12 protein-coding genes are annotated in these 13,274 nt (G+C 62.6%); 11 read left to right on the forward strand and 1 reads right to left on the reverse strand.

Translation table 11 applies throughout. The annotated features are described in order from the left end of the window. Positions 1 to 98: 98 nt before the first annotated feature. The 5 genes from AC3A4Z_RS07765 to AC3A4Z_RS07785 all read left to right on the forward strand — a co-directional run bounded on the left by AC3A4Z_RS07765 (position 99) and on the right by AC3A4Z_RS07785 (position 7,489). The gene (locus AC3A4Z_RS07765) at positions 99 to 1,376 is read left to right on the forward strand and encodes an aspartate aminotransferase family protein (RefSeq protein ID WP_498711040.1); all 1,278 of its coding nucleotides are present in this window, start codon (positions 99 to 101) and stop codon (positions 1,374 to 1,376) included. Positions 1,377 to 1,384: 8 nt separating this feature from the next. Continuing rightward, complete coding sequence (locus AC3A4Z_RS07770; RefSeq protein ID WP_498711041.1) at positions 1,385 to 4,303, forward strand: FAD-binding and (Fe-S)-binding domain-containing protein; 2,919 nt, start codon at positions 1,385 to 1,387, stop codon at positions 4,301 to 4,303. Continuing rightward, the gene (locus tag AC3A4Z_RS07775) at positions 4,300 to 5,760 is read left to right on the forward strand and encodes an NAD-dependent succinate-semialdehyde dehydrogenase (RefSeq protein ID WP_498711042.1); all 1,461 of its coding nucleotides are present in this window, start codon (positions 4,300 to 4,302) and stop codon (positions 5,758 to 5,760) included. Before AC3A4Z_RS07770 ends, AC3A4Z_RS07775 begins: the two co-directional genes overlap by 4 nt. A 435-nt stretch (positions 5,761 to 6,195) precedes the next feature. Beyond that, on the forward strand, positions 6,196 to 6,735 hold the full coding sequence (locus AC3A4Z_RS07780) for a hypothetical protein (RefSeq protein ID WP_498711043.1): 540 nt from the start codon (positions 6,196 to 6,198) through the stop codon (positions 6,733 to 6,735). A gap of 475 nt (positions 6,736 to 7,210) precedes the next feature. Next, positions 7,211 to 7,489 (forward strand): hypothetical protein, encoded by a 279-nt coding sequence (locus AC3A4Z_RS07785; RefSeq protein WP_498711044.1) that lies wholly within the window; start codon positions 7,211 to 7,213, stop codon positions 7,487 to 7,489. Positions 7,490 to 7,956: 467 nt separating this feature from the next. Here AC3A4Z_RS07785 and AC3A4Z_RS07790 read toward each other — a convergent pair whose 3' ends face one another. Further along, positions 7,957 to 8,616 (reverse strand): TetR/AcrR family transcriptional regulator, encoded by a 660-nt coding sequence (locus AC3A4Z_RS07790; RefSeq protein WP_498711045.1) that lies wholly within the window; start codon positions 8,614 to 8,616, stop codon positions 7,957 to 7,959. Positions 8,617 to 8,961: 345 nt separating this feature from the next. Between AC3A4Z_RS07790 and trxA the strand changes: the two genes are divergently transcribed. From trxA to trxB, 6 genes are all read left to right on the forward strand, one after another. After that, a complete protein-coding gene (trxA, locus tag AC3A4Z_RS07795; protein WP_498711046.1) occupies positions 8,962 to 9,315 on the forward strand; it encodes a thioredoxin in 354 nt (117 codons plus the stop codon). A 78-nt stretch (positions 9,316 to 9,393) separates the two neighbouring features. Continuing rightward, entirely contained in the window at positions 9,394 to 9,771 is a 378-nt protein-coding gene (locus AC3A4Z_RS07800) for a carboxymuconolactone decarboxylase family protein (protein WP_498711047.1), read from the forward strand. Positions 9,772 to 9,892: 121 nt separating this feature from the next. Beyond that, positions 9,893 to 10,981: an alkene reductase gene (locus AC3A4Z_RS07805; RefSeq protein WP_498711048.1), complete on the forward strand. Its 1,089-nt coding sequence runs from the start codon at positions 9,893 to 9,895 to the stop codon at positions 10,979 to 10,981. A 95-nt stretch (positions 10,982 to 11,076) separates the two neighbouring features. Beyond that, positions 11,077 to 11,646: an OsmC family protein gene (locus AC3A4Z_RS07810; RefSeq protein WP_498711049.1), complete on the forward strand. Its 570-nt coding sequence runs from the start codon at positions 11,077 to 11,079 to the stop codon at positions 11,644 to 11,646. Positions 11,647 to 11,689: 43 nt separating this feature from the next. After that, entirely contained in the window at positions 11,690 to 12,058 is a 369-nt protein-coding gene (locus tag AC3A4Z_RS07815; protein ID WP_498711050.1) for a thioredoxin family protein, read from the forward strand. A 205-nt stretch (positions 12,059 to 12,263) separates the two neighbouring features. Then, entirely contained in the window at positions 12,264 to 13,247 is a 984-nt protein-coding gene (gene trxB / locus AC3A4Z_RS07820) for a thioredoxin-disulfide reductase (RefSeq protein WP_498711051.1), read from the forward strand. Positions 13,248 to 13,274: the final 27 nt, after the last annotated feature.

Genomic DNA, 13,274 nt, shown 5'->3' on the forward strand with positions numbered 1-13,274 from the left:
GCCACCGGCTTACTCGAACCCGCGGCCAGCACCCTTGACGCCCCTAGAGGCAACGCAGGGTGCTGGCCGCACCACTATCGCATGAAGGTGTAACCCCCATGACTTCCCTCAGCCCCATCCTCAAGCAAGCAACCCCAGTGGTTGTCGACCATGCCCTCGGCAGCTGGATTTACGCCACCGACGGCAACGAGTACCTGGACTTCACCACCGGCATCGGGGTGACCAGCACAGGCCACTGCCACCCCAAGGTTGTCGCAGCCGCCCGGGAGCAGGTCGGCAAGATCATTCACGCCCAGTACACAACCGTGATGCACAAGCCCCTGCTGGAACTGACTGAAAAACTCGGAGACGTCCTGCCCGCAGGTCTGGACTCCGTGTTTTACGCCAACTCAGGATCTGAGGCAGTCGAAGCAGCCATCCGACTGGCCCGTATGGCCACCGGCCGGCCCAACATTGTTGTCTTCCAGGGCGGGTTCCACGGCCGCACCGTCGCTGCAGCCTCCCTCACCACCGCGGGCACCAAGTTCTCCGCGGGCTACGCCCCGCTCATGGCCGGTGTGCACATGTCCGCCTTCCCGTACGCCTACCGGTACGGCTGGGACGAAGCCACGGCAGTCGAATTCGCACTCCGGGAACTGGACTACCTGCTCAAGACCCGCACCGCACCCAATGACACCGCCGCATTCCTCATTGAACCGGCACTTGGTGACGGCGGGTACCTGCCCACTCCCCCGGCATTCATGGAAGGCCTGCGCGAGCGTGCTGACCAGCACGGCATCAAGCTGATCTTCGACGAAGTCCAGGCCGGCGTCGGCCGCACCGGCAAGTTCTGGGGCCACCAGCACTCAACCGCCACCCCCGACATCATCATCACCGCCAAGGGCATCGCCTCAGGCTTCCCGATCTCCGCGATTGCAGCCTCCACCGAAACCATGTCCAAGGCATGGCCAGGCTCCCAGGGCGGCACCTACGGCGGCAACGCCGTCGCGGCCGCTGCAGGCGTCGCCACCCTGGGCGTAGTGGAAGAAGAAGGCCTGGTGGAAAACTCACGTGTCCGCGGCGACCAGTTGCAGGCAGGCCTGAAAGCGATCCAGAGCCGTTTCCCCGTGATCGGCAACGTCCGCGGCCTGGGCCTGATGCAGGGCATCGAATTCACCTCCGAAGACGGTACCCCCGACGCCGCCACCGCCGCCGCCGTGCAGCAGGCAACCACCGAACAAAAGCTCCTCACCCTCACCTGCGGCCCGGAAGGCAACGTCGTCCGCCTTATCCCTGCCCTGGTTGTCACCGAGGGCGAAATCGAAGCCGGCCTGTCCCGTTTTGAAGCGGCAGTTGCCGCCGTTGTGGGCGCTGTGCCCGCCGAAGCTGGAGTCTAAGAAACGCCATGACCCACAATGTCCTCTCCGCCCCGGGGCGTGCACCGGTCCTTGACCTGCTCGAAGCTGCGGGCGTGCCCGCCGAAACGTCGGGCCACAGGATCGCCACGTACTCCTATGACGCGTCCAACTACCGGCTCCCGCCCGTAGGCGTGGTCTTCCCGCGCAATGCCCAGGATGTCGTCGCTGCCCTGGCGGCATGCCGGGAAACCGGGACGCCCCTGGTCAGCCGGGGCGGAGGGACATCCATGGCCGGCAACGCCATCGGCCCCGGCATCGTGCTGGACTTCTCCCGGCACATGAACCGGATCATCAGCATAGACGCAGCCACCAACACCGCCGACGTCGAGGCCGGCGTCATCCTCTCCAACCTCAGCCGGGAGACCGAGACTGCCACCGGTGGCAGACTCACATTCGCGCCGGACCCTTCGTCAAAGAACCGCGCCACCATCGGCGGCTCCATCGGCAACGACGCCTGCGGCAACCACTCCGTACGCTACGGCCGGACCTCCGACCACGTCGTGGAGATCGACGTCATTACGTCTGACGGCGCTCAGTTGACCGCCACGGTCACCGGCCTTCGCGCAACCGACCCCGCCGATGCATTCTCCGTCTCCCGTGCCTTCGAACTGGGTGAGGAGCTCAAGCAGCTGGCCCAGGACAACCTGGCAGCCTTCCGCGTCGAGCTTGGCCGCATCCAGCGCCAAGTGTCCGGTTACCACCTGGCCAACCTCCTGCCCGAGAACGGGCTCAATGTTGCCCGCGCGCTGGTAGGAACAGAAGGCACCTGCGCCGTAGTTGTCCGCGCCCGCATGAAGCTTGTACCCAAGGCGCCCAGCGCGCTGCTGGTATGCCTGGGCTACGCCGACGTCGTGGACGCAGCCAAAGATATCGAAACCATTCTGGAATTTGCCCCCGCGGCCGTTGAAGGAATCGATGAAGCCATCGTTGACACGATGCGGCTGCGCCGCGGACCGGACTCGGTCCTCGGCCTGCCCGAGGGCAAAGCATTCCTCTATGTCGACCTGGATGGAGACAACCCCGATCAAGTAGCCCGCGAAGCTGAACGGCTCCTTGAACGCCTGGCCGCCAACGGGCGGCTCGTTGATGGACGCGCCGTGCCCGACCTGGTGCAGCGGGCAACGCTCTGGCGGGTCCGTGAAGACGGAGCTGGCCTCTCCTCCCGCCCGGCAAGCGGCGGCGAATCCCAGGCCGGCTGGGAGGACTCCGCCGTCGCCCCGAAAAACCTTGCCGCCTACCTGGCTGACTTCCGCAAGCTCCTGAACGAATACGGCCTGACCGGGATCATGTACGGGCACTTTGGTGCCGGCTGCATGCACATCCGCATCACCTACGACCTGCGCAGCGAAGAAGGCCGGACGGTTTTCCGCAAGTTCACCCAGGCCGCGGCAGAGCTGGTGGTGTGGCATGGAGGTTCACTGTCCGGTGAACACGGCGACGGTCGCGCGCGCTCCGAATTTCTGCCCGTCATGTACTCCCCCGAGATGATCACCGCATTCGAGACCTACCGCGGCCTCTGGGACACAGCCGGCATCCTGAACCCGGGATCCATTACCGATGCCGACCCGATGGACGCCAACCTGGCACACGAAGGTATTCCCCAGCGCGAGTGGCGGACCCACTTCGAGCTCCGTCCCGTCGAGGCTGCAGCAGCCGGCGCCGACCCCTGGGTCCACGCCGTCCAGGCCTGCATCGGCGTGGGCCGGTGCCGCTCAGACGCCGGTGGCGTTATGTGCCCCAGCTACCGCGCCACAGGGGATGAAAAGGACTCCACGCGCGGCCGTTCCCGCGCCTTGCAGGACATGGTCCGCGGTGCCAAAAGCATCGATGAGGGCTGGAAATCAGAGGACGTCCGCGAAACCCTGGACCTCTGCCTTGCCTGCAAGGCATGCTCCAACGACTGCCCTGCCGGTGTGGACATGGCGACTTACAAGTCCGAGTTCTTCTCCCACTACTACGAGGGCAAAATGCGGCCGATGTCGCACTTCTCCCTGGGATGGCTGCCGCGCTGGCTGAAGCTCACCACGGTGATCAGCCCCCTCGTCAACCTCGTCATGGGGAGTCCCCTGGGCAAGGTCGTTGCCGCCGCCGGCGGCCTGACCACCAAGCGTTCCATGCCGAATTTTGCCTCCCGCAAGATGCTTAAGGATGCGCTCGGACCGTTCAGCAAGAACAGCGCCCCAGCAGACACGGTGTTGTTCATCGACTCGTTCACAAAAGGTTTCCGCCCTGAAGTGGCCGGGGCGGCTGCCCGCGTTATCGAAGGCACGGGACGTCAGGTGTCCTGCGAGAGCGACGCCTGCTGCGGGCTGACCTGGATCTCCACCGGCCAGCTGGACACCGCCAAGAAGATGATGGCCAAAACCGTCGAGAAGCTTGATGACGGCACGGATACGCCGATCGTCGTCATCGAACCCAGCTGCGCCTCAGCACTGCGGAAGGATGCCCCCGAACTCCTCGGCACCGAAGCAGCTGAACGCGTCTCACACCGCATCCAAAGCTTCGCCGAAGCGGTAAAGGGATGGATCGACGCCGGCTGGCAGCCGCCGGTCGTGCCGCAGGCAGTTACCGTGCAGACCCACTGCCACGAATACTCGACCTTCGGAGCGACCGTCCAGCGCAAGGCACTCGCCGCCCTCGGCGTGGCCAACGTCAATGAAGCCACCGGCTGCTGCGGCGTGGCCGGCAACTTCGGCTTCGAAGCCAACCACTACGACCTTTCCATGAAAGTCGCCGAACAGGCCCTTGCCCCGGCCCTGAAAAACACCCCAGCGGAAACGCCGGTCCTCGCCGACGGTTTCAGCTGTGCCATGCAGGTCAAACAGCTCGACCCGGACCGCAAGAGCCTGCATCTGGCCGAACTCCTCGATCCCCAGACCACCCCTCGTACTAAAGGACAGTCATGACCACCATTACCCAGGCCCCGGCAGGGCTGAAGACCGAACTCTTCATCAACGGACGTTGGGAGGACCTTCCCGACCGGCCCCGCATCCAGGTAAAGAACCCGGCAACCGGAGAAACCATCGCCTCCATCCCCGATGCCAGCCCGGAAGACGGACGCCGCGCAGTTGCCGCAGCCAACGCCGCCCAGGCCGGTTTCGCAGCGATGTCCTCACGCGCCCGCGCCGACATCCTGCTCGCCGCACACAAGCTGCTGCTGGACTCGAAGGACGAGCTCGCGGCAATCATGACCGCCGAAATGGGCAAGCCGCTGGCCGAAGCCCGCGGCGAAATCGAATACTCCGCCGGTTACCTCCAGTGGTACGCCCAGGAGGGCGTGCGTGTACAGGGATCGCACGCCGAATCCCCCAGCGGCAGGGGACAGATCGTCCTGTCCCGCGAACCCGTTGGAGTGTCGCTGCTCATCACCCCCTGGAACTTCCCCCTGGCCATGGGCGCGCGCAAGATCGCTCCCGCCATCGCCACCGGCTGCGCCGTCGTCGTCAAGCCCGCCGAAAAGACCCCTTTGACGATGCTGTTCCTCGCGAAGCTTCTCGAGCAGGCAGGTGCGCCGGCAGGTACGGTCAACGTGATCACGACCTCCAGCTCCAGCGCTCTGGTCGCACCCCTCCTTAGCGAAGGACAGGTACGCCACCTTTCATTCACCGGTTCCACCTTTGTCGGCAGCAAGCTGCACAGCCAGTGCTCCGACCACATGATCCGGACCTCACTCGAGCTCGGCGGCAACGCACCGTTCATCGTCTTCGACGACGTCGACCTGGACAATGCCGTTACAGAGATCACCGCAGCCAAAATGCGCAACATGGGCGAGGCCTGCACCGCGGCCAACCGCGTTCTCGTCCACGAAAGCATCGCCGAGGAACTCACCGCCCGGCTGGCCGAGAAGTTCGCCTCGTTGCGTGTCGGCAATGGACTGGAAAAGGGCACGGACATCGGCCCCATGATCGATGACACCAGCGTCGAACGCATTCAGTCGCTCGTGGATGACGCCGTATCCCGTGGCGCCGACATCCGCACCGGCGGGGCCATCCCTTCGGGGGCAGGGTCGTTCTACCCGCCCACCGTGCTCGCGAACGTGCCGCGCGAGTCCCGGCTCATGCAAGAGGAGATCTTTGGGCCGGTTGCACCAATCATTTCGTTCACCGACGAAGATGATGCCGTTACCCTCGCCAATGACACCGCCTACGGGCTGGCCGGTTACCTCATGACCAATGATCTCGCCCGAGCCCACCGGGTCGCCCGGCGGATGGAGGTCGGAATGGTAGGCATCAACTCCGGCATCATCTCCGACGTCGCCGCGCCTCTGGGAGGCGTTAAGGCGTCCGGAATCGGACGTGAGGGCGGCGTGCTTGGGATCGACGAATTCCTCGAGTACAAGTACACCTTCATCCCCCACCAGTGACGAAGTGCAACGCGATCACGGTCGTGATTGCCAAAGCCTAAGACCTGCGGCAGCAGGAACCACTGCCCCCTAAACTGCGGCCCGCGCCGCCCCGCCATGGCACTGTGTCAGTGCGGCGCGGTTCGCTCCCACCACCAATCAGATCGGATATCAGATGAAAAAGAGAACGCACCAGCCCCCGCTGCCGCCCTTGACCCTCGCTCCCGTGCACACCCGCAGACGGCAGGGTAGGAACGCAGATCAGACACCAAGGCATTTTCCTGCTGAGTCCCCGGCTCAGAGTGCACCCTTCCAGGAACAGCGAAGTTCTTTGGCGCCACAGGTCCACGCGCGCCAGGACCCGATAACAGCCCGGTAGTTCGTCGGGAACAGTGACAGGTTCGCCGCATTAAGCACAAGGGAAAGACCCCGCATTCGTTCAAGTGAGGAAGCCACATGGAAGTCGACAACCATGCCCTTGCCGCAGACATCCTCAACGGCTTTTTTGCGGGGCTGGCCTCCGCTGGCGTGCGCAGCATAGATCCCCAGCCTGCGGAATTCGAAGCCGCGTTCTCCCACGCCTGGGCGGACTGGCCACCAGCCTCATCGGGGCAGCTGGCCCACTTCAAAGCAGGGCGCTACGGATACAAATCGCTCCTTTACAGGGCTCGAAGGCCAGATTCCATCTTCTGCGACTATCGCACATCCATCGAGACTCTCCCGAACTGGCTCACTATCGAGCAAATCCTCAACGACTGCGCGGCACATGCCACACCGGATCAATGGCACGACCTCGCCAACCTCTATCTCCGGCACTCCAGGGGAAAAGTCGGCCCGGTGTCGCGGGAACTCGCAATCAAGACTGAGCAGGCCCGCCCGCCTTCGAAACCCGTGACTGTTCCGGTTGTGCAGCGGAACGGGATACGGGTCCCGGGCGGGATCATCAGGCGTTCAAGGAGCACTACAACGACGAACGGTAATTTTTCGGAAAGGTAAGACGGTGGCTACCAGCAAACACATCACCTCCAGCGGTTCACTTCAGGACCCTCCGAGCAGCTCCGTCGATGCGCAGTTCAAGCCTCACTCTTTCCCAAGCTCTTCAAGCATTGTTTTCCACGATCCGCTCGCTCATCCCAATCATTCGGCCTATGCGACTGAAGCCCCACTCCCGTCTTCTTCGACTGATCCAGTAGGAACAAAGCCGACTGATGCCAAAATACGGTCGCGAGCTGACGCGATAAGAGCCGTGGAACGAGACCTGACGAGGTTGTCACTGATGGTCAGGCCATAGGTGTGCATGCACCACCTAGCGGAGTCCGGTCCCTGCTTCCCGGAACCAAAGGATTCACCCCGCATAGGTGGCTCAGGTATTCATCCCTTGGTTTCGTGAACCAAGAGGAACACCACCCCAGAGCTGCACGCCACCCGGGGACAAATGAGCGAGTCCACCAAATCCCAGCAAAGGATAGAAATGTCTCAAGTCATTGATAGTACTTATGTCCTCGAAGTCAGAGGTGACAAGCAACGCCAGCTATGGGAAGACGTTGACCGCGCCGTCGAGCAAGCAATTGCCCACGCCATCGAGATCGGCCATCACGGAGTCTTGGTAACCCAACACAATTGCCACTTCTACAGCGTCACCCTCAGCAAGAACGTCCCTTACGGGCAAACCCAGGAGCTTCGATCAACGCCGTTCGAAAGCGCGAAAAGAGCGACCGAGCTGCTGCCAGTTGTTGACAGTTCGCGCTGAGGACCAATAGGCCCACACCTGTTCGAAGCAAGCAGAATCTCCTCGTGGATTCTTGAGTTGACGCCAGCGATGAGAGCATCGTCCCGAGCTGCGATTGCTTCCTCCGCTTCACTCAGTACGGCGTTCAAGCCGGCCGCCACGGCCCCTCGGGCGCACTCCGCAGCCGCTAGCCTCGCCGGTATGGACGGCTCAGAGTGCCCTCACTTCCGGCAGCGGTATCAGCAAGCACGACTTAGTCGGCCCAAGCAGGTTGACGGAGGCGCGGTTATTGGCTCTTTGGCTTGGCTGCTGGAAGGGGGCCGGTAACGCGCCCCTTCGCCGCCCTTGTTTCATTCGCCCGCTTGAGCTGTCGGTGGCATCCCTAGCGCGGGCCGTTGGTTTCTAATTCCCTACAGAAGCGGCGAAACCCCGGCGCCTAAATTTTCGAAATCCCGGCAGGGTTCGGTGACAAGGCTGACTTGGCCACGCTAGGCCCTCGGCACCACCTGTGAAGCGAGGGTCGCAGCGGAGATGAGTTCCTCCCTGGGTGCCCCGGAGGCGGCTTCAACGCTCAGGCCATAAACTGCGGCCATAACGTAGCGGGCCAGGCTCGAGCAGTCCGTGCCAGCCGGCAAATCCCCGTCTGCGAGAGCCTTCTCGAACCGATCCAGCACGGTTTGCCGCATCTTCTCGCGTGCGGCGGTGAGGAGATCGACTATTTCATGGTGCGGCTCTCCGGAAGCCAGCCCAGCTTGGACAGTCATGCAGCCGAAAGGCCGACCCGGGGCAGTGAACACTTCCGCTCTTCCCGTGAGGAGGTGCAACACCGCCTGATGTGCCGTGGGCTGCGACATCGCTTGCTCAAGTTGAACGCTGCGTTCGCACATGTACCGGTCCAGCGTCTTCTCGAACAGGTCCCGCTTACTGCCAAAGGCGGCGTAAAGGCTCGGGGGGTTGATACCCAAGGCCTTAGTCAGATCAGCGACGGATGTGCCTTCGTAGCCCTGGCGCCAAAACAACTCCATGGCCGTCTGCAAGGCCTCTTGGTCATCGAATTCGCGCTTCCGGCCTCCCGGCATCTCAGGCCTTCCTGGTCTAGCAAGCTCGTCGTTTGCGTTTTCTGTAATAACCACTACAGTATAACCCATGAGTTCTATAGTGATCGCTACAGAATCTGGATCTGGCTGGTGTCGAGACGGCAGGGATCACGGGAGCGACGTCGGCCGGCGACAGCATTGCTGTCGGGGTCCGCTCGTGCATCTCACCGTCGCCACGAGCAGGGTGGTCTCCGATTCTGTTCCTCGCTGCGGACGATTACAGCTTCGCGCAGGAACAGGTCTGGCCGTTAAGTGCCTGACCGCTCGGCTTTATAAGTTCCAGCTGGGTGACCACCTGGCACCGCCCAAAAGCCTCGAATTCAGCGTCACTCCACTACTACTTCCCACCACGGCAGAGCCTTCTTGCTGAGTTCGTAATCCTGCCCTTATCAACAGATGAAAGAGGTACCCATGTCTGTACGATCAACAACCACTGCGGCGTTCCAAGCCGATGTCCTCCAGAACGACCTGCCGGTCCTCGTCGATTTCTGGGCGCCGTGGTGCCCGCCATGCCGTGCCGTGGGGCCCGTTCTCGATGAGTTGGCGCAAGAGCAGGCCGGAAAGGTCGCTGTCATCAAAGTGAACGTCGATGACAACCCAGAGCTCGCCCAGAGGTACTCCGTCTCCTCGATTCCCGCTTTTCGGGTGTTCGACAACGGGGACGTCGTCGGTTCGTTCGTTGGGGCCATGCCAAAGGAAGCATTCGAAGATCGCTTGGCCCCTTACCTGAGCTCAGAAGTCCGCAACTGACTTAAACGAACCTGCAACCAGGAACCGGACACCGAATTCCGTCACTCCCACCACCTTGCCTCCCACACGAAGGAAACCATGGGCTACCACGAGCACACAGACCACCGCTACCTCCGCCACCTCCGGAACGCTGCCCCTGAGGCCGTGAAGTCCTTTCTGGCATTGGACCAGGAAGTACTGAACGGCAGCAGCAAGGCCATCTCCCGGAAGAACACCGAACTCATAGCCGTCGCCGTGGCCCTCACCACACAGTGTGCGTACTGCATTGAAGCGCACGTCAAGGCCGCCAAGGCTGAAGGTGCCACCGAAGAGGAACTGGCCGAAACCGTCATGATCGCTTCATTACTGCGCGCCGGCGGCAGTTTCTCCCACGGCTTCATGGCCATGAAGTTCTTTGAAGGCGCACCGGATCCGGCGGCAGCAGCACACACCCACGCTGCCGCCGGAGTTTCCTAGGCTCCGCGCAATACCACGGTTCCGGCACAAGGGCGGGAAGTCCTGGGGTACAGCTGGTGCCCCCAGGTCTGCCACCTAGGGCCTAGCAGACTCCACCCTGCGCTTTTGAAAGGCAACATACATGCTGTTTTCCCCCATGACCCTCGGCGGGCTTGAGCTGCCCAACCGGCTGGTGATGGCACCTTTGACCCGGACACGCTCCGGAGACGAAGGCATCCCCGGCCCCCTGATGGCTGAACACTACCGCCAGCGGGCTTCCATGGGCCTGATCGTGAGCGAGGCCACCTACCCGGGCCCCGCGGGACGCTCATGGCCTGGCCAGCCCGGACTACACACCACAGGCCAGATCTCCGGCTGGAAAAAGGTCACCGACGCCGTTCATGCTGAAGGGGGCAGGATCTTCGCCCAAATCATGCACGGCGGCCGGGTCTCACACGAGGAAATCACCGGCGGCCACCGCATCGTAGCGCCCAGCGCCCTCGCCATGGCAGGTGAAGCCCGGACCCCTACGGGCAAAAAGCCGTACCCTGTTCCGCACGCCCTCACCATCGAGGAACTGCCAGTGGTTATCCAGGAAACCGTCGCCGCCTCACTCAACGCCATCGAAGCCGGGTTCGACGGCGTTGAACTGCACGCCGGCAACGGGTTCCTCCTGCACGAATTCCTTTCACCCGGAACCAATACGCGCACCGACAATTACGGCGGCACCCCGAAAAACCATGCCCGTTTCGTCATCGAAACCATCAAGGCGGTGACAGCAGCCATCGGGGCGCAGCGCGTCGGCCTCCGCATCTCCCCCGAAAACGAACAACACGACATGAACGAAGCCAACAACGCCACCGCGCGCGCCGCCTACCAGGTGCTCGTGGCCAGCATCTCTCCACTCAAGCTCGCGTACCTGAGCATGCTCCACCACGACCCGTCAGGTCACTTTGTCCAGAACCTCCGGGCCCATTTTGCGGGGCCCTTCCTGGTCAACAGCGGCTTCGGCATCGTCACCACCCGCGACGAGGCAATCTCCCTTGTGGCCGACGGCCACGCAGATGCCGTAGTCGTTGGCCGGCCCGCCATCGCCAACCCCGACCTCGTCCGCCGCTGGCAGGACGCTCTTCCACTCAACGAGCCGGATCCATCCACGTTCTACGGGGAAGGCGCCACAGGAGCCAGGGGCTACACCGACTACCCCATATACCAGGGATCTTTCTCCTAAGACGGCGTTCCTCGAGAGGCCGATTGGCAACACGCCTCAGCTGTGGAAGGCCTGATGGACCGCATCAACAAACACATGAAAGGAAACGAAACACCATGACCGAAATGACTACCCTGCGCACAGAGGCTTTCGCAAACCTCAAGGCTATCGAAGCGACAGTGGCAGCCGTCACCGAACAGCGCGAGCTTGGCAAGGTCACCTTCAGCATGCTCAGCGAGTCAGCCGGAGGTTTGACCGCCGAAACCATCACCGGACCCCTCACGCAGGCAGGCATCGCCGACGAATCGCGCCGCGGTAAGTTCACGCTGCACAGCGATGAGCCGGTCTCCCTGCTGGGTACCGACACGGCTGTCAGCCCTGCCGAATACATCCTCAAAGCCCTCGCTGGCTGCTACATGGTCACTCTGGCATCCCTGGCCGCAGCTAGGATAATCCCGCTGAAGCACGTCGCACTGACCCTGGGCTTCGACATCGATCTCAGCGGCTTCCTCGGAATTGACGACAGCGTCCGCAAGGGCGCCCAGCAGATCACCGTGGACGTCCAAATCGACAGCCCCGGAACTTCCCGCGAAGACCTGGAAGAACTGATCGGCGCACTCGAAGCGACCTCACCAATCCGCGACACTCTGACCAACCCTGTCCCCATCATCACCCGCCTCGGCTAACCCCCGACGCTCCCACGGCTTTCGTTTCACCGGAAGGAAAAACATGGCAACTACCAACATCACCGGAGAACAATTCACCGCCACGATCGAGGGCAACGACATAGTTCTCGTGGATTTCTGGGCCGCCTGGTGCGGACCATGCCGCCAATTCGGCCCGATCTTCGAAAAAGTCTCGGAAAAGCATGACGACGTCGCTTTCGCGAAGGTAGACACAGAGGCCGAACGGGAACTCTCCGGAGCGTTGGGAATCACTTCAATTCCCACCATCATGGGCTTCCGCGAGAACGTCCTGGTGTTCTCCCATGCGGGCCTTCTCAGCGAACCCCAACTCGGCAACATCGTCGACGCCATCGCCGCGCTCGACATGGCCGAAGTCCACGCCAAACTCGCGGCTTCACCGTCCCAGCTCTGACCGCATTTCAAACTTGGTAAGACCCTGAGTGGCTGGGACACCGCCCTGCGCCTCAGCCACTCAGGCGACGGCACTCAGACAACTTTCGATCGGTCTTCGCCAGAGGGTGCGATGGCAGTACATCGGCTCCCCCGGGCCGGCCCCGTTCAGGGCTGTACGAATGACGGCCCCTCCTCGCGCTGTACGCAGAAAAGGAGCACCAATTTTGAGGCAAATCTTGATCATCGGTTCGGGCCCTGCGGGCTATACCGCGGCCGTCTACACAGCACGCGCCAATATGCGCCCGCTCCTCATCGCGTCGTCCGTAGAGGCCGGCGGCGATCTGATGAACACTACTGAGGTGGAGAACTTCCCCGGATTTCCCGAAGGGATCATGGGCCCGGACCTGATGGCAAAGATGCAGTCCCAAGCGGAAAGGTTCGGCACCGACGTCCTCTACGAGGACGTTACAAGCGTTGACCTGGCCGGTCCGGTCAAGAGCGTTACCCTCGGGTCAGGTGTGGTCCACGAAGCACTGAGTATCGTCTTCGCCACGGGTTCCGCCTACCGGAAACTCGGATTGGCTGATGAGGACCGTCTCTCGGGTCGAGGAGTTTCGTGGTGCGCAACGTGCGATGGCTTCTTTTTCCGCGACCGAACCATTGCTGTTATAGGTGGCGGGGACTCAGCCCTTGAGGAGGCGATGTTCCTCACCCGCTTCGCGGAGAAGGTCTACCTGGTTCACAGGCGTGGCAGCCTCCGGGCGTCCAAAATCATGCAGGACCGCGCTTTCGCTAACGACAAGATCGAATTTGTCTGGAACTCCGAAGTCATCTCCATCAACGGCGAGGATCAAGTGGAAGGCATCACAGTCCGTGATGCCGGTACGGGCGGACAGCAAAACCTGGAGGTACGCGGTGTGTTCATTGCGGTCGGGAACGACCCCCGAGTCCACCTGATCCACGGGCAACTTGATCTGACGGCCGAGGGCACGATCGCCGTTGAAGGCCGCAGCTCGCGGACGGCCCTTCCTGGAGTGTTCGCCGCCGGTGACGTTACCGACCCGACCTACCGCCAGGCAGTCACCGCGGCCGCCTCGGGGGCCGTAGCCGCCCTTGACGCAGAGCACTACCTGGCCACGCTTTCGCCCGAACTATTGGGCAGCGCCGCAGAGGACTCCCCCCGCAGCGTCGCAGCCACTACTGCCTAGCGGAACCTGGTCCGCCGGGCCCTGTAG

The sequence above is a fragment of the Arthrobacter sp. Soil_C_49 genome (assembly GCF_057656635.1).